Here is a 20,324-nt window from a genome sequence, read left to right as displayed (position 1 = left end):
CATCTCTTAATCATCAAAGTCTGATCTATGTTTTGTTGAAATTCCTTTAGCAGCTTTTTTTACATGTTGTGGTCTTGCTTGTACATCTCTTGTATCGATCATTGTTAACGGGAAACGAATCCAAGAGTCTTTAACAGATTGTTGTCTTGTCGGATAAAACAAAGCGTACGGTTTACGTAAGGAAGTAAGTCTAAATAGATGGGTAAATAAAAAGATAAACCCAAGAGAGATACCGAAAAGCCCCCCTATTTCCGCGAATGCTAGAAACGGGAAACGTAGTAATCGAACAGCATTACCCATTTTATAAATAGGTGTAATAAAAGAAGCGAGTGCTGATAGTGCAACGATAATTAATAAAATATTACTCGTTAACCCAGCTTGTACAGATGCTTGCCCGATTACGATACCGCCTACAATACCGAGTGTTTGCCCAACTTTCATCGGTAACCTCGCCCCGGCTTCTCTTAATAAATCGATTGCGAGTTCTAGAAAGAGCGCTTCAATTAAAGGTGGGAATGGTACTTGTGCCCTTGATAAAATCAAAGTTTCAAGTAAATCACTCGGAATAAGTTCATAATGATAATTTAAAACTGCAACGTATAACGGTGTAGCACATATCGAGAATAGAACGGCGATAAGGCGTAAAATCCTTGAAAATGTAGCGTACATCCAGGAGACGTTATAGTCTTCTGGTGAAATGAAAAAATCAAAATAGGATACGGGTGTTAGTAAAACACTTGGAGAACCATCAACAAAAATAGCGATTTTTCCATCAATTAGTGCTTTTGTAACTCTATCAGTACGTTCTGTATTGATATAGAGAGGGAAAATCGATTTTTCACCCATTAATTCTTGTAAATAAGCACTATCATTAATTTGATCATATTCAAGAGCGCGTAATGACTCTTCTAGAAAATCTACATTATCTTTTTCAGCAAGGTTGTCTAAATACATCATGACAACTTTTGTTTTGGAAAACTCGCCGATAATCATTTCTTTTGTTTGTAAATCTAAAACAGGAAGACGTTTTCGAACTAAATTAATGTTTGTATCAATATCCTCTACGAAACCTTCTTGCGGACCAATAACAGTTGATTCGTTTAAAGGAGGGGTTGGTGCACGATAATTATCAATTGCAATGTTTGCAAGCATACATTTTTGATCTTGCTGATTCAATTGAATAATCGCATGCCCCTTTAAAACCATATCCTCAATTTTTTGTAAGTCGTTCGTAATTGTAATGCCGCTCATCGGGATATGTTCCTTAAGCTCTTCTAGTGATGCGTTAGGTCGTTCTAAAAGAGTGGGCATTAAATACTTTTGTAATTTTTCTCCATCAAGTGAAGGGCGATAGTAAGAAATCCAATAAGGCATCGTTTCATCGTCGGATGTATGATAATTTACAAAATCACTAGACTTTTTCAGCTTCTCTATTAAATTTTGTAAAGAATGAATACGATCTTTTTCTGGTTTTGTAAAGTCATAAATACTATTACCTCCAGAGCTTTGTTGCTTACTTTGAGAAGGTTCATCTTGCTTAGCGTTTTGCTGTTTATCTTGAAACGAATCACCTTGTTTAGCACTTTGTTGTTTATCTTGAGACGAATCATCTTGTTTAGCACTTCGTTGCCTATCTTGAGAGGGATCATCCTGTTTAGCGCTTTGTTGCTTATCTTGAGAGGAATCATCCTGTTTAGCGTTTTGTTGCTTATCCTGAGAAGGGTCATTTTGTTTAGCACTTTGCTGCTTATCCTGAAACGAATCACCTTGTTTAGCACTTTGCTGCTTATCCTGAGACGAATCATCTTGTTTAGCGTTTTGTTGCTTATCCTGAGACGAATCACCTTGTTTAGCGTTTTGTTGCTTATCCTGAGAGGAATCCTCTTGTTTAGCACTTTGTTGCTTATTCTGAGAAGAATCTTTTTGCTCGTTATTTTTACCTTTATTATGTTTCATACTTCTAGTCTGTTCTTTGTTATCATCCTCTTGATTGTTAGAATGCTGCTCCTGATTATCTGTTTCGTTTGCTTCTGGTTTATTTGATTTTTTTTTCTTACGTAACCAATTCCAAATCATATGTACGCCCTCTTTAATCTTGTAATATAGTGCTATTTTGTGGCTAATTTTGTATATTATTCATTTATTTATGAAAAGAAGAAGGAGATTAGTTTGCATAGAAAAAAAACTTTAGTAAGCAGTTCATACTATAACGGGGAGAGGGAGAGCCTGTGCAAATTGTAAAAAAGGAGAAGTTTGTTTTAAAAGGGTTTACGTTTGAAAATGGCAGAGAAATTCCTGTTCAAATGGGATACGAGACATATGGCACTTTAAATAGAGAAAGGTCAAATGTGATTTTGGTTTGTCATTATTTTAGTGCAACAAGTCATGCGGCAGGAAAATATACAGTGCATGATGAGGAGTCTGGTTGGTGGGATGGGCTAATTGGACCTGGAAAAGCAATTGATACAAATAAGTATTTTGTTATATGTACGGATAATCTTTGTAATGTGCAGGTGAGGAATCCATATGTAATTACAACAGGACCGAAATCAATTAATCCAGAAACTGGAGAAGAATATGCTATGGATTTTCCGATTTTTACATTTCTTGATGTAGCTTGTGTGCAATATGAGTTAATAAAAGGTATGGGAATTTCAAGGTTACACGCTGTAATCGGACCGTCGGCGGGGGGAATGATTGCACAACAATGGGCGGTTCACTATCCACATATGGTAGAGCGGATGATTGGCGTTATTACGAACCCACAAAATCCAATTATTACGTCAGTAAACGTAGCGCAAAATGCGATTGAAGCAATTCAACTCGATCCAAATTGGAAAGATGGAAAATATGGAGAACAGCAGCCGATAAAGGGGCTTCATTTAGCAAATAGAATGATGTTTATGAACGCGTTTGATGAGCATTTTTATGAAATGGCATTTCCTCGTAATAGTATAGAGATAGAACCTTATGAAAAGTTTGCTACACTAACATCATTTGAAAAAGAAATAAATAAAGCGACATATAGAAGTATGGAGCTAGTAGATGCGAATTCATGGATATATACTGCGAAGGCAGTTTTATTGCATGATATTGCACATGGGTTTTCTTCACTAGAAGAATCTCTTTCTAACATAGAAGCGAATGTACTTATGATTCCGTGTAAACAAGATTTGCTTCAGCCGTCTCGTTATAATTATAAAATGGTAGATATTTTGCAAAAACAAGGAAAATATGCGGAAGTATATGAGATAGAAAGTATAAATGGGCATATGGCAGGAGCATTGGATATTCATTTATTCGAAAAGAAAGTTTATGAATTTTTGAATCGGAAAGTATCTAGTTTTGTGTAGAAGGAAAATGATGGGGAAAAGGTGCAGTGTTTGAAGTAGGCACCTTTTTTTACATGATTTGTAGACGGAAAATATATGTAGCAATTGCTATACCGAAAAACGCTATGCTAAGCAATAGAAATAAGAATGACATTTCTTGTGGCGATTTTATCTTTTTATTATTTTTCATACTAAGTACAATAATTGCAGCGAGTAAGAACACAATGCCTATAATGAAAAGAAAAAGCGTCATTTTAATCGACTCCTTTCATAAAACAAGTATATTGAGGATACAATGTGCTAGTTATGTTTGTAAAGAATAAGTTTTACGAGAAAATTGAGAAATAGCTTTTCGATTCTTTGCGTTCTTTCTTTTGCATGCTAAAATTGGTAGAGAATGTTTGTGAAAAAGAAACTAAAGGTTTTATTGTATATAAGGAGGAACTACATATGACAGAAGTTAAAACAATTACTACAGAAGAGGTGCAAGAGCGTTTAGAAAATGGAGAAACGTTATTTTTAGTAGATGTAAGAGAAGATGAAGAAGTAGCGGCAGGAAAGATTCCAGAAGCTGTACATATTAAAATGGGCGATATCCCACATAAAGTAGATTTCTTTAATAAAGAGAATGAATATATCTTTATTTGTCGTTCAGGAATGCGCAGTGAAAATGTATGTCATTATTTAAATGAACAAGGGTTTAAAACAGTGAACATGGTTGGCGGTATGCTTCAATATGAAGGTGAAACGAAATAGTTAATTGTAAAAAACTTGAAACGAGTCTGTTTCAAGTTTTTTTCTTTTGCATACAGTATAAAAAAGGAGGAGGGGTAAATGGGGATTAATTTGCGTAAAGTAAAAATTATTAATAATACAGGAGCTGTTAATGTCGGTGACTGTTATGATCTCTCACCTTTAGCTGTAGCAAAAGTATATGCAGGTGCTGGAGGATCGAGTGCGGCTATTTTTTTAAATGGAAAAAGGCAGCCAGAAGCGGTCATTAGAACATCAGTATTTCTTCCGCCTTTGGCAACGAGTACACGTACGTTAGGTTCATAGAGGAAAGGTAGAGTGTAATTATGCCTGCTCATATAAAAGAGTTTGTTATTGTGAATAACACTGGAAATATATTTACCGGTGATAATTTGAGTGACACTTCATTTACTGCTTCGAAATCATATAGTGGTTCAATGGGGTGTACTTGGATTGATGTTGTTACAGTAATAGGGACGGAGACGAAGCTTTGTTTACAGCCGGGAGATTCGGTGACGACGACGTATACAAGGGGCACTCCTGCTGGTACTGTAACAGGAGCAAATATGGGGCAAAATGTAAATACATCGAGTATAGCGCAAGCTGTCCCTAATACAGATAATATGGATTCAATTGCAGGACTCCCTTAAGAAATTAAGGGAGTTTTTATTATTTAAAATAAAAATAGTCTTGGAAATTATTTTTGTAAATAGATTAAGAAGAGGCTTATTTATTATGAAAAAGACGGTTTGTAGGCGGTGAAAGTGTGAAGAATCGTGATAATAATCGGAAGCAAAATTCGTTAAGCTCTAATTTTAGAATTCCACCCGAACTTATTGGGCCTACTTTCCCCCCTGTTCCAACTGGGTTTACAGGTATAGGGATTACTGGTCCAACCGGTCCACAAGGCCCAACAGGACCTCAAGGACCAAGAGGATTACAAGGTCCGATGGGGGAGATGGGCCCGACAGGACCTCAAGGTGTGCAAGGGATACAAGGATCAGTTGGGCCAATAGGTGCAACTGGACCAGAAGGACAGCAGGGCCCACAAGGATTGAGAGGACCACAAGGAGAAACTGGAGCGACAGGACCTCAAGGGGTGCAAGGGTTACAAGGTCCGATTGGTCCAACGGGAGCGACTGGGGCACAAGGTATACAAGGGATACAGGGATTACAGGGGCCAATTGGAGCGACGGGACCTGAGGGACCTCAAGGAATTCAAGGTGTCCAAGGGTTGCCGGGTGCAACTGGTCCACAAGGAATACAAGGAGCACAAGGGATACAAGGAACACAAGGACCGAGTGGAAATACAGGTGCAACCGGAGCAACTGGTCAGGGGATAACAGGCCCGACTGGAATAACAGGTCCAACTGGGATAACTGGACCATCTGGAGGACCTCCTGGTCCGACGGGGCCGACTGGTGCGACAGGTCCGGGCGGTGGACCGAGTGGAAGTACAGGTGCGACTGGAGCAACTGGGAATACTGGAGCTACAGGAAGTACAGGGGTAACAGGAGCAACGGGTCCAGAGGGCCCCCAAGGAGTGCAAGGTATACAAGGGGCGATTGGTCCAACCGGTCCGATGGGCGCACAAGGAGTGCAAGGAATACAAGGGATTCAAGGAGCAACAGGTGCACAAGGAGTGCAAGGCCCACAAGGGATTCAAGGGATACAAGGTCCGACGGGAGCAACAGGAGATACGGGGGCAACCGGAGCGACGGGAGAAGGAACTACCGGTCCAACAGGAGTAACCGGTCCAACAGGGGTGACTGGCCCGTCAGGAGGACCAGCAGGACCGACCGGCCCAACGGGGCCATCAGGTCCGGCAGGAGTGACAGGTCCATCAGGTGGACCACCTGGTCCGACAGGAGCAACAGGTGCGACAGGAGTAACAGGAGATACCGGGGCGACAGGCTCAACTGGAGTGACAGGAGCGACAGGAGCAACGGGAGCAACCGGAGTGACGGGTTTACAGGGCCCGCAAGGAATCCAAGGTGTTCAAGGAGAGATAGGTCCAACCGGTCCACAGGGTATTCAAGGTCCCCAAGGAATCCAAGGAGTAACGGGGGCAACCGGAGCACAAGGTCCCCAAGGAATTCAAGGCCCACAAGGCGACATAGGTCCAACCGGCCCGCAAGGAATTCAAGGTCCACAAGGTCCTCAAGGAATCCAAGGAGCGACAGGGGCAACAGGAGCACAAGGCCCACAAGGAATCCAAGGTCCACAAGGTGACATAGGTCCGACCGGCCCACAAGGCCCGCAAGGAATTCAAGGCCCGCAAGGAATTCAAGGTCCAACGGGAGCTACAGGAGCAACCGGAGCGACAGGTCTCCAAGGAATTCAAGGCCCACAAGGAATTCAAGGCCCGCAAGGAATCCAAGGTCCAACGGGGGCTACAGGAGCAACCGGTTCACAAGGCCCAACTGGAGATACAGGTCCAACCGGAGCTGGAGCCACTGGAGCGACCGGGGCGACTGGAGTTAGTACAACTGCAACATATGCATTTGCGAATAATACATCAGGAACCGCTATTTCTGTTTTATTAGGTGGCACGAATGTACCATTACCGAACAATCAAAATATTGGTCCAGGAATTACTGTTAGTGGAGGAAATACTGTATTTACAGTTGCGAATGCAGGGAATTATTATATAGCTTATACAATTAATCTAACGGCAGGATTACTTGTAAGTTCTCGTATAACTGTAAATGGCAGTCCGCTTGCGGGAACGATAAATGCTCCGACAGTTGCTACTGGTTCATTTAGTGCAACAATAATTGCTAACTTGCCTGCTGGAGCTGCTGTTAGCTTACAGTTATTTGGAGTAGTTGCAATAGCTACATTATCTACAGCAACGCCAGGGGCTACCCTGACTATTATTAGATTAAGTTAATAAGCAGAGAACCTTGAAGCTTTTATGTTTCAAGGTTTTTTTATCTTTGTATTTGTAAGTAAACCTCGTTAACCAGGGGGAGTGAATCCCCTCTAATTATTTAAAGTTTCACTTTATTCACTTGAGCAAAAACATCGCAGTTCGAAAATATATTATAATAGAATGAAAAGAAAGAAATTTGGCAGAAAGGGAGGGTGGCGATGCAGGAGATGGTTAAAGATTTTTTTGGACGCCCACTTCAAGATTTACGTATATCTGTCATTGATCGTTGCAATTTTAGATGTACATATTGTATGCCAGCGGAAATATTTGGGCCAGAATATGCTTTTTTGAAAGACGAGTTTTTACTAACTTTTGATGAAATTGAGCGTTTGGCAAAATTATTTGTTAGCATCGGTGTACGGAAAATTAGACTTACTGGCGGTGAGCCACTGCTTCGTAAAGATTTAACAAAACTTATTGCACGTCTTGTGAAAATTGATGGGCTAATAGATATAGGGTTAACGACAAATGCTATTCATTTAACGAAACAAGCGAAGGCATTAAAAGAAGCTGGATTACATAGAGTGAATGTTAGTTTAGATGCGATAGATGATGACATATTTAAGAATATTAATGGTCGAAATATTAATACGAAACCGGTAATTAAGGGAATTATAGCAGCTAAAGAGGCGGGCTTGGAAGTAAAGGTAAATATGGTTGTGAAAAAAGGGATGAACGATCATCAAGTACTACCGATGGCTGCGTATTTTAAAGAGCAAGGAATCACGCTTCGGTTTATTGAGTTTATGGATGTTGGTAGTACAAATGGGTGGAATTTTGATCAAGTCGTTACAAAACGAGAATTGATTGAGATGATTCATAAGGTGTATCCGCTTGAGCCAGCTGAAGCGCATTACTTTGGTGAAGTTGCGAAGCGATATCGGTACGTTGGAACAAATGTTGAAGTTGGTTTTATTACATCTGTTTCTGAGTCATTTTGTGTCTCTTGTACGAGGGCGAGAATTTCGGCAGATGGAAAGTTTTATACGTGCTTATTTGCGACAGAGGGTTTGGATGTAAGAGAACTTCTTAGAGGAAATCTTTCGGATGAGGAGTTATTAAGTGTTATACAAGATGTATGGATGAATAGAAAAGATAGGTATTCGGATGAACGAACAGAAGAAAGTGCAAAAAATCGTCCGAAAATCGAAATGTCTTATATAGGAGGATAAGAAAGGGGGCTATCGCATGCAGGAGCGATATTCAAGACAAATATTATTTTCTGGTGTTGGAGAAGAAGGGCAGAGAAAAATAAGAGAGAAGCATGTGCTTATTATTGGTGCTGGTGCTCTCGGTGCGGCAAATGCAGAAGCGATTGTTAGAGCGGGTGTTGGAAAAGTAACGATTGCTGATCGTGATTATGTAGAATGGAGTAATTTACAAAGACAACAACTATATACAGAAGAAGATGCAAAGCAGTATAAACCGAAGGCGGTAGCGGCAGCAGAGCATTTAAGAGCGATTAATTCTGAGGTGGAAATAACTCCGGTTGTGACAGATGTAACGGTGCAAGAAATGGAAGAATTAGTGAATGGTGTAGATTTAATATTAGATGCGACAGATAATTTTGAAACGCGTCTTCTCATTAATGATATTTCACAAAAGTATAATATTCCGTGGATATATGGTGGGTGCGTTGGAAGCTACGGAGTAACGTATACAATTTTACCAGGGAAAACACCGTGTTTTCGCTGTTTAATGGAGCATCCGGCGAGCGGAGCAACATGTGACACAGCTGGTATTATACAACCGGCAGTACAATTAGTAGTTGCGCATCAAACTACGGAAGCGCTGAAAATATTAGTAGAAGACTACGGAGCGCTTCGTGAAACGATGTTATCATTTGATCTTTGGAATAATCAACAGATGGCATTTAAAGTGAATAGGCAGAAAAAAGATACTTGTTTATCTTGCGGAAGGTTACGTACATATCCGAGTTTAACATTTGAAGCACAAACGAAAACAGAAGTGTTATGTGGGCGAAATACAGTGCAAATTCGTCCAGGTGTGCGGAAGAATTTTAATTTGGAAGAAATTAAAAAGCGCTTACAAAGAAGCGTAGAGATAAAGGCGACACCTTATTTATTGTCGTTTCCGGTAGAAGAATATCGTTTTGTTTTATTTACAGATGGCAGAGCTTTCATTCATGGGACGAATGATATAAATGTAGCGAAAAGTTTATATGCAAGATATATAGGTTGAACCTAAAGGGAATCCTTTAGGTTCAACGGAGAAAGGATTATGAATTTCTCGTATAATCTCCACTTTTTCCGCCTGTTTTTTCAAGTAAGTACGTTTCGCCGATAATCATACCTTTATCGACAGCTTTACACATATCATACACAGTAAGAGCGGTAGCCGAAGCAGCTGTTAAAGCTTCCATTTCAACACCGGTGCTACCTTCTGTTTTAACTTTTACTTCAATGAGTAAACGATATTGTTCTTCTGATTGTTTCCAATCGAAAGAAACGTCAACACCTTTTAATAGTAAAGGATGGCACATTGGGATAATATCAGAAGTTCGTTTCGCAGCCATAATGCCTGCGATTTGCGCAACTGCTAATACGTCACCTTTCCCAATTTCATTGTGAGAGATTTTATCGTAAATTTCTTTCGTAACGACAATGCTAGAGCACGCAATTGCTGTTCGAACGGTTGCTTTTTTGTCACTTATATCAACCATCTTCGCGCGTCCTTGGTCATTAAAGTGTGTAAATGAAGACATGGAATTCCTCCTTGAAGTAATTTCTATTGAATATATAAAGTTTAATCGAGATAAAAAAAATTGCAAATATGAGGTGAGAAACGATGGTAGAAAAACGAATTCCAATTCAAGTTGCTGAGGCAGTAGAACGGGTAATGAAATATGCAAAGCATGGTGAAGTAGAAGAAATTTCTATTACGGAAAGTTACGGGAGAATTCTCGGGGAAGATGTTGTCTCAGATCATGACGTTCCTCATTTTGATCGTTCCCCTTACGATGGTTTCGCCATTCGAGCAGAAGATACGAAAGAAGCAACTCAAGAGAATCCAGTTGAATTTGAAGTAATAGGAGAAATCGGGGCAGGTTCTGTTTTTACAGAAGAAGTAGGATCTTTTCAGGTGGTTCGTATTATGACAGGAGCAGCTATTCCACAAGATTGCAATGCAGTCGTAATGCTAGAGCTGACAGAAGGGTTTGAGAAGAACGGGAAAACATATATGAAGTTAAAACGCCCTTTTAATAACGGTGACAATGTGTCGTTTAAAGGAGAAGATATAAAACAAAATCAAGTTCTCGTTCAGAAAGGCGTTGCAATTAATCCAGGTGTTGCCGCCTTATTAGCAACGTTTGGATATAGCACTGTGAAAGTTGTAAAACAGCCTGTTGTCGGTATTGTAACGACAGGAAGTGAATTATTAGAAGTACATGAGCCGTTAGAACCGGGGAAAATTAGAAATAGTAACTCGTATATGATCGCAGCTCAAATTATGAAAGCTGGCGGGAAAGTTCGTTATTATGGTCAACTCGCGGATGAGTTAGATGCATGTTTTACAGCTGTTCAATCAGCGGTGGATGAGGTCGACATTTTAATTACAACAGGCGGTGTATCAGTAGGAGATTATGACTACTTACCAGCTATTTATGAAAGGTTACAGGCAAATGTACTCTTTAATAAGATAGCCATGAGGCCCGGAAGTGTAACGACAGTAGCTGAAGTTGATGGAAAGTTACTCTTTGGTTTATCAGGAAATCCGTCTGCTTGTTATGTAGGCTTTGAATTATTTGTGCATCCAATTATAAAAACGTATTTGTATGCGAAGGAACCTCACGTATATAGAGCGGATGCTATTTTACAAAAAGATTTTCCAAAGCCAAATCCATTTACTCGTTTCGTAAGAGCGAACGTAACAATTGTGGACGGGGCGTTACAAGCGATGCCAGTTGGTTTAGATAAATCGAGTGCGGTATCTTCACTTGCAGGTGCGAATGCTTTTATCGTGTTACCTGGAGGAACGAGAGGATTTGAGACCGGAATGAAAGTATCCGTATTATTGTTAGAGCACTCTGAGGGATGTGATTGGCCATGGGCAAAGCCCCTTCAATCTTACAAATAGTAGGATATCAAAATAGCGGGAAAACAACACTTGTTGTGAAAGTGGTGCATGCATTAGCTGAACGAAAAATGAAAGTTGCTACAATTAAACATCACGGGCACGGAGGCTTTCCAGAAGTAGCGCAAAAAGATAGCGAAAGACACCGTAAAGCTGGTGCTGTCGTAAGTAGTGTAGAAGGTGCTGGATTGCTTTCACTTTCTTCACTAAGAAAGAAATGGTCCTTGCAAGAAATTATTCGCTTATATGAGTTTTTTGAAGTGGATACAATTTTAATAGAAGGCTATAAAAAAGAGAATTACTCGAAAGTAGTGTTACTTCGTTCTGCGGAAGACATTGAGCTTTTACATAAAGTAGAAAATATAGTGGCGGTTATTACGTGGTATGATGTTCCGGCAAATATACGAGAAGAATATAAAGTATTTCATATAACAGAAGAAGAGTTGTACATAGACTGGTTTTTACAAACGGTTAGGAGTGCGAAATGATAAATACATATTATGAAGTAATTGATACAGAAATCTCAATTGAAGAAGTAACGAAGAAAGTAATTCGACGTGAATGCGGTGCTGTTACAACATTTATTGGAACGGTTAGAGAGTTTACGAAAGGGCGTCGTACATTATACTTAGAGTATGTTGCTTATAAGACGATGGCAGAAAAGATGCTAGAGAAAATTGGCTTGGAAGTGAAAGAGAAATGGCCAGGTACATATGTTGCGATTACACATCGCATCGGTACGTTGCAAATTTCTGATATAGCGGTTGTTGTTGCTGTTTCAACACCACACCGTAAAGCGGCTTATGAAGCGAACGAATATATTATGGAACGCATAAAACAAATTGTTCCGATTTGGAAAAAGGAGTTTTGGGAAGATGGTGACTCATGGATTGGTGATCAATTAGAAAAAACACCATATCCGGCGGGAGAGCCTGGGAAGGAGCTATAAGTATGATTAGAGTATTGTTATTTGCGCACTTGCAAGAAGAAGCAGGGACAAGTGAATTACAAATAGAGAAAGAAAATATTACGGTTGCACAGTTAAAAGATGTTGTTGCGAACGAATATAATGTACCAGTTTCAGAGCCAATTATGGTTGCGATTAATGAAGAATACGCAAATGAAGATGACAGGGTCCAATCTGGTGATGTTGTTGCACTAATTCCACCAGTGAGCGGTGGTTAATATTGGATTCATTAAAACGACTTTCCTACATAGGGAAAGTCGTTTTTTTATGGCAGTTTTGAGAACACTAATCTATAGAACAAGGAGGGAACTATGAAAAAAATATGTGTAGTTATCACAATGCTATGTGTGGCCTTTTTCTCTTCTCCAAGCGATTCTTTCGCGAAAGAATCAAGAGAACAGCTTTTAGAGAGTGCATTATCAAATAGGTACTATTCAGTTATTAGACAAGTGACAGAAGATCAATATGAATGTGCTTCAGTTATAGATATAAAGCGTCTCGGCAAGAAAGATGAATTTGTTCCTAGATACGAAGTGAAGCTACAATTTCTTACATTTCAAGGAGCGCATAATCCGCCGAACGATAAAGTTACGCTTACTTTGGAAGATCATTTAGATCACGTAAAGATAAAGAAAGTGGAGCGAGAAAAGAATGTTTCTGACGTTATTGCAGAAAAAGTTTGTGAACGGGAAAAAGAAAAAATAAAAGCTCACTCTAACGACTTAGAGTGATAATCTATGGCATTTAGTAAAGAAAGGTAATGAGTGATGGATATATTTTTAGCGATTTTACCAGCTATATTTTGGGGAAGTATTGTGCTATTTAACGTAAAACTGGGCGGGGGCCCGTATAGTCAAACGCTCGGAACAACGTTTGGAGCACTTATTTTCTCAATTGTTGTTTATATTTTTATGAAGCCAGTATTAACACCTACCGTTATCGGAGTTGGAGTTGTGTCAGGTTTATTTTGGGCGCTTGGTCAGGCAAATCAATTGAAAAGTATTGATTTAATGGGTGTTTCGAGGACGATGCCAATTTCAACAGGACTTCAATTAGTCGCGACGACTTTATTTGGCGTTATCGTATTTCATGAATGGTCCACGACAATATCGGTCGTCCTTGGGATTTTAGCGCTCGTTTGTATTATTATCGGTGTTATTTTAACATCGCTTCAAAGTGAAGAAGAAAAGAATGCAGAGCAAGCAGCAAACTTTAAAAGAGGTATCGTAATTTTATTAATTTCAACAGTCGGTTATTTAGTTTACGTAGTAGTAATTAGGTTATTTAACGTGGATGGCTGGTCGGCTTTGTTGCCACAAGCAGTTGGTATGGTGTTAGGTGGGATTTTGCTTACCTTTAAACATCATCCATTTAATAAATATGCAATTCGAAATATTATTCCAGGCTTAATTTGGGCAGCTGGAAATATGTTTTTATTCATTTCACAGCCGCGTGTTGGAGTCGCAACAAGTTTCTCGCTATCGCAAATGGGAATTATTATTTCCACGCTTGGTGGGATCCTTATATTAGGTGAAAAGAAAACGAAACGTCAATTAACGGGTATCGTTGTCGGTATCGTTTTTATTATCGCAGCCGGAATTATGTTAGGTATAGCCAAAAGTTAAAGGAGGTATGGAAATGTATAGTGATTTAGCAGGGAAAGTTGTCGTTATTACAGGATCAGCAACTGGTCTCGGAAGAGCGATGGGAGTAAGGTTTGCTAAGGAAAAAGCGAAAGTGGTTATTAATTATCGTTCACGAGAATCAGAAGCGAATGATGTGTTAGAAGAAATTAAAAAGGTAGGCGGCGAAGCGATTGCTGTAAAAGGTGATGTAACCGTCGAATCAGATGTTGTGAATCTTATTCAATCTGCTGTGAAAGAGTTTGGTACGCTTGACGTTATGATTAATAATGCAGGGATAGAAAACGCGGTACCGTCGCATGAAATGCCGCTTGAAGATTGGAATAGGGTAATTAATACAAATTTAACAGGTGCTTTTTTAGGAAGTCGTGAAGCGATTAAATATTTTGTAGAACATGATATTAAAGGGTCTGTCATTAATATGTCTAGTGTTCATGAGAAAATTCCGTGGCCACTATTTGTGCACTATGCAGCAAGTAAGGGTGGCATTAAACTGATGACAGAAACGTTAGCGCTAGAATATGCGCCAAAAGGTATTCGAGTAAATAATATAGGACCAGGTGCAATTAATACGCCAATCAATGCAGAAAAGTTTGCTGATCCTAAAAAACGTGCTGACGTAGAAAGTATGATACCTATGGGCTATATTGGAAAACCTGAAGAAATCGCAGCAGTAGCAACTTGGCTTGCTTCATCAGAGGCGAGTTACGTAACGGGAATTACGCTATTTGCAGATGGTGGAATGACGTTATATCCATCGTTTCAAGCTGGGCGTGGGTAATATAAAAGGACGAAGAGATAAAACTCTTCGTCCTTTTTTTACAAAAAAAATAGCGGCCAGCTATTTTAAATTTAGTGATTAATTGTATCTTGAAGAAATTCTGTTGCTTGATGTTCAGTAACATTTTGTACGAGCGCGACTTCGCTGATCATCATTTTTCGTGCATTATCTAGCATTTGTTTTTCGCTCGCATTTAATGTTCTCTCTTTATTACGGCGAAGTAAATCCCGAACCACTTCTGCGCTATCTTGTAAATTGCCATTTTTCATTTTTTCCATATTCATTGTATATCTTTGTTTCCATGAGAGTGATGGGTCTGACTCCCCGTTTTGAAATTCAAGAAGTATATCATCTAACGTACCTCGATCAACGATATAACGAATACCTGATTTTTTTAATTGATCCATCGGAAGCATTACTTGCATATCTTTACTAATGATGCGTATCACACAATATTGACGTGAAGTACCTAATATTTCTTTCTCTTCAATTGCTTCGATGATTCCTGCACCGTGCATTGGATAAACGATTTTATCACCAATTTGAAACAAATCATCCACCTCCATATGTGGTAACCACTTTTAATGATAGCATACGTATATAAAAATGTCAAATTTTATATAATAACATAACATTTATATTCGAGTCAATAAGGTGAAGTGCTTTTTTTATTTTTTTTTGAACATATTTATCCCGCATTAACGGGCAATAAGGCCCCCACTTCAAAATTCAGCGAAAGCAAAGAAGTTAGGTGGGTGGTCGGGCTGATTAAAGTTTCACTTTATAGTGATTTTTTTAGAAAAATAGTACAGGTGAGAAAGAGGGCATATCCACTTATTTTTAAGCATAAAATGTAAAAGCGCTAATACAATATACCTAAATCCGTTCTTTGCAAAGGAGGGAGAGAAGGTGGGGCGCACAATAAAAATTGATATTACAAATAAAGTTGTAGCTAAATTTAGACCAAATTATTTGGAATTATATACGAGTAAATTTATGATAGGTAAGTTTTATGTCTATACTGAAGATAAAAAATATGTGTTAGAAGACGGATATATATATGAGAATGGAAAGTTTTATCGCATCATAGATACGCACCGTGGCAATAATCAAGCGGCGGAGGGCTGCGATCTAGGATGGTGTTAACATGATTCGTGTGAAAGTTTTTGATGAAAGTCACGAAAAAGACTTAGAAGACGCTGTGAATGTGTTTTTGAAAAAGATTGATGATAGCAACTTTGTAGATATTAAGTATCAAGTTGGTGTTTCCATTAACGACGATGAAAACCAAATTTATTGTTTTTCAGCAATGATCGTTTATAAAGCATAAAAAAGAGCTGGCTCACCCAGCTCTTTTTTATGTTTTATGTTGGGACAACATGTGTCGGTAATACGTTCATAATAGATTGGGGTGTGCCTAATTTTTTTGTCGTTAAAAGAGGCTCCCCTGTTTCATGATTTTGCGCATCTTTACACATACCAAGGTGATAACGATCACCTAAAAATGGATCAATATAAAAGCCGTTTTTGAATACTTTATCATTCGGATGTTTTTCATGATGAATATCAGAGCAGTTAATGCAATAGAACATAGCTTTCATCCCCTTTTTATTTTTGTTTGAAAAAAGTGAGTCGGTAGTCATTTCGCTCCTGAGGAAATGTTGAGGAGAAGAGAAATAACTACCTACTCAAATGGTGGGCATATTCCTTCTGATTTGTCATATCTCGCGTATTGTCCCTTGAGGGAAGGAGGAGAGACGAAGTACGCATGATATAAGTAAGGCGCTTCTCTCAAGATGAATGATGGAGTTTCATGTTGAGAGAAGTTTTTATTTTGTATTGCCTTTGTGAGTATATTATGAGGAAATGCTAAGAGGGTGTTTGTCCTGTTGAAAAAATGTTGAGAATTTCTCAACAGTAAAAGAATTAGCGTTGACATGAAACTAAAAGGTGTTATATTATCGAAGTATAACCAAAAGGTGTTATGTTATAACGCCGAGTAAAGGAGAATGAAGATGGAACAACAAAATACATTAAATGATATTAAACAAACAATCGTTTTTAACGCGTCTATTCAAAAGGTATGGAGTGTAGTATCAACTGCAGAAGGGATTGCGTCATGGTTTATGCCAAATGATTTTGTATTAGAGGTAGGACATGAATTTCATGTGCAATCACCATTTGGGCCATCACCATGTAAAGTGTTAGAAATTGATGAGCCAAACCATTTATCTTTCTCATGGGATACAGATGGCTGGGTTGTTTCATTTGATTTGAAAGACTTAGGAGATAACAAAACAGAATTTACGTTAATTCACGGCGGCTGGAAACATCCTGATGAAATTCTTCCGAAAGCAAATGCGAAGAGCTCTATTATTCGCGATAGAATGAGCGGTGGTTGGGTAGCGATTGTAAATGAAAAACTGAAAAAGGTTGTCGAAGGCTAAGTGTCCTCGTCAGCAGCGAAATATGATGTATTTCAAGCAATTGCTGATCCAACCCGCCGAGAAGTAATACGGTTATTAAGTGACAAAGAGTTACCGATTTCCAAAATAACGGATCATTTTCCGATGAGTCGTACTGCGGTTGTAAAGCACCTTCATATTCTTTCGGAAGCGAATTTAGTAAGTGGAAGAAAGAGCGGAAGAGAGAAGATATATCGTTTGCATCCAGAACCATTAGAAGAATTACAACAATGGCTCTCATATTATGAACGTTTTTGGGATAATAAATTATCCATGCTGAAACATATTGTGGAGAATGAAGAATAAAAAAAGGATGACCAAAATGGTCATCCTTTTTATTGTTGCTCACTTGTTTGTGTAGCTGGCTTTAATAAAAGCCAACCGATAATTAATGTACATACTGCTAATACGAAAGTGCTCATATAAATAACGTGTACACTTGCAGCTAATGCGGATTGTGATTCAGTGGCTACACTTGCTGTAGTCCCGCCGTGTCCACCAGATACAAGATCAAGGTTTTTAATGCCGCGTGCATGAATCATCGTATTAAAGATTGTTCCAAAGATTGCAGCACCTAACGTTTGACTGAATGTATTAATAAATGTGTTTAAACCAACGGCTGTTCCGCGTGTATGAGCTGGTACGGCTGCTTGAATTGTTACCATGTAAATCGGTGTCACAAGCCCCATTCCTAAGCCGAATAATCCGACTGCTACATAAATAAGGAACGATGGTGAATTTGTTGATAGTGTAAATAATAAGAACGTAGCGACTGATAAAATGCTAGCTCCAAGTAAAATGATTTGTTTCGTTTTTAATTTGCCTACTAAGTTACCAGAGAAAATAGCGCCAAATGTCCACATAACAGGGATTGGCATTAAAATAAGTCCAGCTTCTGTAGCATTTTTCCCTAATACACCTTGGCTCCAAATTGGAAGGTACATTGTAATACTAATAATCATTGCGCCAGCAATAAGAGTTAATATATTTATCGTAGATAATGTACGGTTAGAGAAAAGTGCTAGCGGAATTAATGGTTCTGGAGATTTTTTCTCGATGAATAAGAAAATAATAAATGAAATAGCGGCAAAGATTAATAGGCCGATAATTGTCATGTCTCCCCAGTTTTGCTTACTGCTACCTGTTAATAATGCATATAGTAGAGCGATTGTACTTAATGAGAAGACTGTTGCACCAAGATAATCGATATGATGCTTAGCAGGTTTAATAGATTCTTTGTAGTAAATTGCAATCATTAAGCAAGCGATAATTCCGAATGGAACGTTTAGGAAGAAAATATAGCGCCAAGAAAGGGAATCAACTAAAAATCCACCTACTAACGGTCCGATAACACCGGATACACCCCAAACGGCACTCATCCAACCTTGTGCTTTCGCGCGGTCTTTCGCTTCGCTATATAAGTCTCCAATAATCGTCATTGTGATTGGCATAACAGCACCAGCACCGATACCTTGAAGCGCGCGGAAGAAGATTAATTGTTCCATCGATGTAACGATTCCGCAAAGTGCAGAACCGACTAAAAAGATTGTAGCTCCGATTAGTAAAACTTTTTTACGGCCAAATAAATCAGCGAGCTTTCCGTATATTGGAGTCGAAACAGCTGTTGCAAGCATATAAATTGCATATACCCAACTAACAAGTTCGACGCCTGACAAATCACTCGTTATACGAGGGATTGCTGTACTAACAATCGTTCCTTCTACCGCAGAAAGAAACGTCATTAACATTAAAGACATCATGACTTTTTTTCTCATTTGTTTTCCCCTTACCCTTTTTTAAATATTCAACAATATAAAATATAAAGGTACTAAGGTAAATAAAGCAACAAAAAAGCAATGGAAAGTTACATGGAGCAGATATTTGTCGCTTCTTGTCGGTAAGTCGATAAATTTGGGAAATCGCCGATATAAGTTGCAAAATCGCTGATAAATTTGGAAAATCGCCGATATAAGTTGCGGAATCGCTGATATATTTGTGGAATCGCTCATATAATTTCATGTACCTATAAAAAAAGAAACAGGAATCCCTGTTTCTTTTTTTAATACTGCATTTTCGCGTTTTCTCCAGCTGTCGTTCCGGCAATTCTACCAGTAACAAGGGCTGATGTAATATTATAGCCACCAGTATAACCATGAATATCAAGAACTTCTCCGCAGAAATATAAGCCGTTCGTAAATTTAGAAGACATTTCTTTCGGGTTAATTTCTTTCACGGATACACCGCCGCCAGTAACGAATGCTTTTTCAATTGACTGCGTACCATTTACATTCACAGTAAACTCTTTAAAGTCTTTCACAAGTGCACGAATCTTTTCGTGAGAAACTTGTCCAGCTTGTTCGCTGCCGTCAATTTCATTTTTTTCTAATAAGAATAGGAAGTAACGTTCAGGAACATAACCTTTTAAAACGTTTTTAATTCCTTTTTTCGGATCTTCTTTCATTTGTTTCAGCATGCGCTGAAATAGTTGCTCACTATTTTCCTCTGGCAATGCATCAATACTCATTTGTATTGTATTCGTTTTAAACTTTTTCAGTGCTTTCACGACGAATTGACTACAGCGAAGAGCAGCAGGACCAGATAGGCCAAAATGAGTGAAGAGCATGTCCATTTTGTGAGAAATGATAGCTTTTCCTTTCGGGTTTAATACGCTTAAGTTTATATCACGTAAAGCAAGACCTTGTAATGAGCGGTCACGTATAAACGGCTCGTTTGAAAGGATAGGTACTTCTGTTGGGAATAATTCTGTAATTGTATGACCCGCTTTTTCAGCCCAAGCATATCCGTCTCCAGTAGATCCGGTTTGAGGAACTGATTTTCCGCCAACAGCGATAACGACGTGATTTGTTTCTAACACTTCACCTGTTTGCAGTATAACTGCTTTCGTTTGACCATTTTCATATTCAATCGTTTCAACAGGCGTATTTGTACGAATTTTTACACCTAAGTCTTTTAATCGTGTTAAAAGTGCGTCTACAACAGATTGTGCTTTGTTTGACACAGGGAACATGCGACCGTGGTCTTCTTCTTTCAATTTAACACCAAGATTTTCGAAGAATGTAATAATATCTTCATTATTAAAAATAGAAAAAGCGCTGTATAAGAAGCGACCGTTTCCTGGTATATGTTTAACAATTTCATCAAGTGGTAGACGGTTTGTTACGTTACAGCGTCCGCCACCAGAAATTGCAAGTTTACGCCCAAGTTTATTTCCTTTATCAAGAAGTAAGACATTTGCGCCTTCTTCTGCAGCACCAATTGCAGCCATTAGCCCAGAAGGACCGCCGCCGATGACAATAACATCATAATGCATAATATATCGACCTCATTTTCTA

General features: G+C 38.8%; 25 protein-coding genes. 18 read left to right on the top strand and 7 right to left on the bottom strand.

The features are described 5' to 3' along the window. Positions 1–6 precede the first annotated feature (6 nt). Positions 7–2,076, bottom strand: a complete 2,070-nt coding sequence (locus GBN78_RS00950) for a spore germination protein (protein WP_128267160.1) — start codon at positions 2,074–2,076, stop codon at positions 7–9. 152 nt (positions 2,077–2,228) lie between these two features. Between GBN78_RS00950 and GBN78_RS00945 the strand changes: the two genes are divergently transcribed. Further along, positions 2,229–3,353 (top strand): homoserine O-acetyltransferase family protein, encoded by a 1,125-nt coding sequence (locus tag GBN78_RS00945; protein ID WP_001167633.1) that lies wholly within the window; start codon positions 2,229–2,231, stop codon positions 3,351–3,353. Between the two features lie 49 nt (positions 3,354–3,402). On the opposite strand, the gene GBN78_RS00940 is transcribed toward GBN78_RS00945, so the two are convergent. Beyond that, positions 3,403–3,585: a hypothetical protein gene (locus GBN78_RS00940; RefSeq protein ID WP_000171881.1), complete on the bottom strand. Its 183-nt coding sequence runs from the start codon at positions 3,583–3,585 to the stop codon at positions 3,403–3,405. Positions 3,586–3,782: 197 nt separating this feature from the next. Here GBN78_RS00940 and GBN78_RS00935 point away from each other — a divergent pair, with 197 nt between their 5' ends. The 6 genes from GBN78_RS00935 to GBN78_RS00905 all read left to right on the top strand — a co-directional run bounded on the left by GBN78_RS00935 (position 3,783) and on the right by GBN78_RS00905 (position 9,222). Next, positions 3,783–4,088 carry a rhodanese-like domain-containing protein gene (locus GBN78_RS00935; RefSeq protein WP_000141207.1) on the top strand — a complete coding sequence of 102 codons (306 nt, stop codon included), beginning with the start codon at positions 3,783–3,785 and terminating at the stop codon, positions 4,086–4,088. A gap of 78 nt (positions 4,089–4,166) precedes the next feature. Continuing rightward, the gene (locus GBN78_RS00930) at positions 4,167–4,391 is read left to right on the top strand and encodes a spore germination protein (RefSeq protein ID WP_000512465.1); all 225 of its coding nucleotides are present in this window, start codon (positions 4,167–4,169) and stop codon (positions 4,389–4,391) included. Positions 4,392–4,411: 20 nt separating this feature from the next. Further along, on the top strand, positions 4,412–4,735 hold the full coding sequence (locus GBN78_RS00925; protein ID WP_001110848.1) for a hypothetical protein: 324 nt from the start codon (positions 4,412–4,414) through the stop codon (positions 4,733–4,735). Positions 4,736–4,851: 116 nt separating this feature from the next. After that, entirely contained in the window at positions 4,852–6,978 is a 2,127-nt protein-coding gene (locus tag GBN78_RS00920; protein WP_152126876.1) for a BclA C-terminal domain-containing protein, read from the top strand. A gap of 200 nt (positions 6,979–7,178) precedes the next feature. Beyond that, positions 7,179–8,192, top strand: coding sequence for a GTP 3',8-cyclase MoaA (gene moaA / locus GBN78_RS00910; protein ID WP_001157117.1), 1,014 nt, complete (start codon positions 7,179–7,181; stop codon positions 8,190–8,192). A gap of 16 nt (positions 8,193–8,208) precedes the next feature. Next, entirely contained in the window at positions 8,209–9,222 is a 1,014-nt protein-coding gene (locus tag GBN78_RS00905) for a molybdopterin-synthase adenylyltransferase MoeB (RefSeq protein WP_001158108.1), read from the top strand. A 37-nt stretch (positions 9,223–9,259) separates the two neighbouring features. Here GBN78_RS00905 and moaC read toward each other — a convergent pair whose 3' ends face one another. Beyond that, entirely contained in the window at positions 9,260–9,745 is a 486-nt protein-coding gene (gene moaC, locus GBN78_RS00900) for a cyclic pyranopterin monophosphate synthase MoaC (RefSeq protein ID WP_000094146.1), read from the bottom strand. 83 nt (positions 9,746–9,828) lie between these two features. Here moaC and moeA point away from each other — a divergent pair, with 83 nt between their 5' ends. From moeA to GBN78_RS00865, 7 genes are all read left to right on the top strand, one after another. Continuing rightward, positions 9,829–11,118: a molybdopterin molybdotransferase MoeA gene (moeA, locus tag GBN78_RS00895; RefSeq protein WP_128267158.1), complete on the top strand. Its 1,290-nt coding sequence runs from the start codon at positions 9,829–9,831 to the stop codon at positions 11,116–11,118. Then, entirely contained in the window at positions 11,088–11,603 is a 516-nt protein-coding gene (gene mobB / locus GBN78_RS00890; protein ID WP_000513647.1) for a molybdopterin-guanine dinucleotide biosynthesis protein B, read from the top strand. Before moeA ends, mobB begins: the two co-directional genes overlap by 31 nt. Then, positions 11,600–12,064, top strand: a complete 465-nt coding sequence (moaE, locus tag GBN78_RS00885) for a molybdopterin synthase catalytic subunit MoaE (protein ID WP_000611226.1) — start codon at positions 11,600–11,602, stop codon at positions 12,062–12,064. The genes mobB and moaE overlap by 4 nt, the downstream gene beginning before the upstream one ends. 2 nt (positions 12,065–12,066) lie before the next feature. Then, a complete protein-coding gene (gene moaD / locus GBN78_RS00880) occupies positions 12,067–12,300 on the top strand; it encodes a molybdopterin converting factor subunit 1 (protein ID WP_000621778.1) in 234 nt (77 codons plus the stop codon). Positions 12,301–12,393: 93 nt separating this feature from the next. Further along, positions 12,394–12,813: a DUF3888 domain-containing protein gene (locus GBN78_RS00875; RefSeq protein ID WP_000717679.1), complete on the top strand. Its 420-nt coding sequence runs from the start codon at positions 12,394–12,396 to the stop codon at positions 12,811–12,813. A gap of 36 nt (positions 12,814–12,849) precedes the next feature. Continuing rightward, the gene (glcU, locus tag GBN78_RS00870) at positions 12,850–13,707 is read left to right on the top strand and encodes a glucose uptake protein GlcU (protein ID WP_000350861.1); all 858 of its coding nucleotides are present in this window, start codon (positions 12,850–12,852) and stop codon (positions 13,705–13,707) included. A gap of 13 nt (positions 13,708–13,720) precedes the next feature. Further along, the gene (locus tag GBN78_RS00865; RefSeq protein WP_000286673.1) at positions 13,721–14,506 is read left to right on the top strand and encodes a glucose 1-dehydrogenase; all 786 of its coding nucleotides are present in this window, start codon (positions 13,721–13,723) and stop codon (positions 14,504–14,506) included. 71 nt (positions 14,507–14,577) lie between these two features. Here the strand turns inward: GBN78_RS00865 and GBN78_RS00860 are convergent, their stop codons facing one another. Then, entirely contained in the window at positions 14,578–15,072 is a 495-nt protein-coding gene (locus tag GBN78_RS00860) for a CarD family transcriptional regulator (protein WP_000451444.1), read from the bottom strand. Positions 15,073–15,415: 343 nt separating this feature from the next. Here GBN78_RS00860 and GBN78_RS00850 point away from each other — a divergent pair, with 343 nt between their 5' ends. Both GBN78_RS00850 and GBN78_RS00845 read left to right on the top strand, forming a co-directional pair. After that, positions 15,416–15,652, top strand: a complete 237-nt coding sequence (locus GBN78_RS00850; protein ID WP_000533804.1) for a DUF2553 family protein — start codon at positions 15,416–15,418, stop codon at positions 15,650–15,652. A gap of 1 nt (position 15,653) precedes the next feature. Next, positions 15,654–15,836, top strand: a complete 183-nt coding sequence (locus GBN78_RS00845) for a sporulation protein Cse60 (RefSeq protein WP_000621751.1) — start codon at positions 15,654–15,656, stop codon at positions 15,834–15,836. A gap of 34 nt (positions 15,837–15,870) precedes the next feature. On the opposite strand, the gene GBN78_RS00840 is transcribed toward GBN78_RS00845, so the two are convergent. Continuing rightward, positions 15,871–16,098, bottom strand: coding sequence for a DUF3973 domain-containing protein (locus tag GBN78_RS00840; protein ID WP_000498988.1), 228 nt, complete (start codon positions 16,096–16,098; stop codon positions 15,871–15,873). Positions 16,099–16,521: 423 nt separating this feature from the next. Here GBN78_RS00840 and GBN78_RS00835 point away from each other — a divergent pair, with 423 nt between their 5' ends. Next, positions 16,522–16,953: an SRPBCC family protein gene (locus GBN78_RS00835; RefSeq protein ID WP_000437765.1), complete on the top strand. Its 432-nt coding sequence runs from the start codon at positions 16,522–16,524 to the stop codon at positions 16,951–16,953. After that, positions 16,954–17,277 (top strand): ArsR/SmtB family transcription factor, encoded by a 324-nt coding sequence (locus GBN78_RS00830; RefSeq protein WP_000098837.1) that lies wholly within the window; start codon positions 16,954–16,956, stop codon positions 17,275–17,277. It begins immediately after the preceding gene. A gap of 29 nt (positions 17,278–17,306) precedes the next feature. On the opposite strand, the gene GBN78_RS00825 is transcribed toward GBN78_RS00830, so the two are convergent. Both GBN78_RS00825 and GBN78_RS00820 read right to left on the bottom strand, forming a co-directional pair. Continuing rightward, positions 17,307–18,746 (bottom strand): MDR family MFS transporter, encoded by a 1,440-nt coding sequence (locus tag GBN78_RS00825; protein ID WP_001228005.1) that lies wholly within the window; start codon positions 18,744–18,746, stop codon positions 17,307–17,309. 284 nt (positions 18,747–19,030) lie between these two features. After that, positions 19,031–20,302 carry a BaiN/RdsA family NAD(P)/FAD-dependent oxidoreductase gene (locus GBN78_RS00820; protein WP_000558859.1) on the bottom strand — a complete coding sequence of 424 codons (1,272 nt, stop codon included), beginning with the start codon at positions 20,300–20,302 and terminating at the stop codon, positions 19,031–19,033. Between the last annotated feature and the right edge of the window lie 22 nt (positions 20,303–20,324).

The sequence above is a fragment of the Bacillus sp. B2-WWTP-C-10-Post-4 genome (assembly GCF_009183805.1).
GTDB classification, from domain to species: domain Bacteria; phylum Bacillota; class Bacilli; order Bacillales; family Bacillaceae_G; genus Bacillus_A; species Bacillus_A cereus.
This window is presented reverse-complemented; position numbering and strand designations above follow the sequence as displayed.

Bases quoted from the DNA above. Each gene is read 5' to 3' on its own strand.
- GBN78_RS00950 (WP_128267160.1), bottom strand. From the start codon at position 2,076: ATGATTTGGAATTGGTTACGTAAGAAAAAAAAATCAAATAAACCAGAA.
- GBN78_RS00825 (WP_001228005.1), bottom strand. From the start codon at position 18,746: ATGAGAAAAAAAGTCATGATGTCTTTAATGTTAATGACGTTTCTTTCT.
- GBN78_RS00935 (WP_000141207.1), top strand. From the start codon at position 3,783: ATGACAGAAGTTAAAACAATTACTACAGAAGAGGTGCAAGAGCGTTTA.
- moaE (WP_000611226.1), top strand. From the start codon at position 11,600: ATGATAAATACATATTATGAAGTAATTGATACAGAAATCTCAATTGAA.
- GBN78_RS00845 (WP_000621751.1), top strand. From the start codon at position 15,654: ATGATTCGTGTGAAAGTTTTTGATGAAAGTCACGAAAAAGACTTAGAA.
- GBN78_RS00840 (WP_000498988.1), bottom strand. From the start codon at position 16,098: ATGTTCTATTGCATTAACTGCTCTGATATTCATCATGAAAAACATCCG.
- GBN78_RS00940 (WP_000171881.1), bottom strand. From the start codon at position 3,585: ATGACGCTTTTTCTTTTCATTATAGGCATTGTGTTCTTACTCGCTGCA.
- GBN78_RS00860 (WP_000451444.1), bottom strand. From the start codon at position 15,072: ATGGAGGTGGATGATTTGTTTCAAATTGGTGATAAAATCGTTTATCCA.
- GBN78_RS00930 (WP_000512465.1), top strand. From the start codon at position 4,167: ATGGGGATTAATTTGCGTAAAGTAAAAATTATTAATAATACAGGAGCT.
- moeA (WP_128267158.1), top strand. From the start codon at position 9,829: ATGGTAGAAAAACGAATTCCAATTCAAGTTGCTGAGGCAGTAGAACGG.
- moaA (WP_001157117.1), top strand. From the start codon at position 7,179: ATGCAGGAGATGGTTAAAGATTTTTTTGGACGCCCACTTCAAGATTTA.
- moaD (WP_000621778.1), top strand. From the start codon at position 12,067: ATGATTAGAGTATTGTTATTTGCGCACTTGCAAGAAGAAGCAGGGACA.
- moaC (WP_000094146.1), bottom strand. From the start codon at position 9,745: ATGTCTTCATTTACACACTTTAATGACCAAGGACGCGCGAAGATGGTT.
- GBN78_RS00905 (WP_001158108.1), top strand. From the start codon at position 8,209: ATGCAGGAGCGATATTCAAGACAAATATTATTTTCTGGTGTTGGAGAA.
- GBN78_RS00875 (WP_000717679.1), top strand. From the start codon at position 12,394: ATGAAAAAAATATGTGTAGTTATCACAATGCTATGTGTGGCCTTTTTC.
- glcU (WP_000350861.1), top strand. From the start codon at position 12,850: ATGGATATATTTTTAGCGATTTTACCAGCTATATTTTGGGGAAGTATT.
- GBN78_RS00835 (WP_000437765.1), top strand. From the start codon at position 16,522: ATGGAACAACAAAATACATTAAATGATATTAAACAAACAATCGTTTTT.
- GBN78_RS00820 (WP_000558859.1), bottom strand. From the start codon at position 20,302: ATGCATTATGATGTTATTGTCATCGGCGGCGGTCCTTCTGGGCTAATG.
- mobB (WP_000513647.1), top strand. From the start codon at position 11,088: ATGGGCAAAGCCCCTTCAATCTTACAAATAGTAGGATATCAAAATAGC.
- GBN78_RS00925 (WP_001110848.1), top strand. From the start codon at position 4,412: ATGCCTGCTCATATAAAAGAGTTTGTTATTGTGAATAACACTGGAAAT.
- GBN78_RS00865 (WP_000286673.1), top strand. From the start codon at position 13,721: ATGTATAGTGATTTAGCAGGGAAAGTTGTCGTTATTACAGGATCAGCA.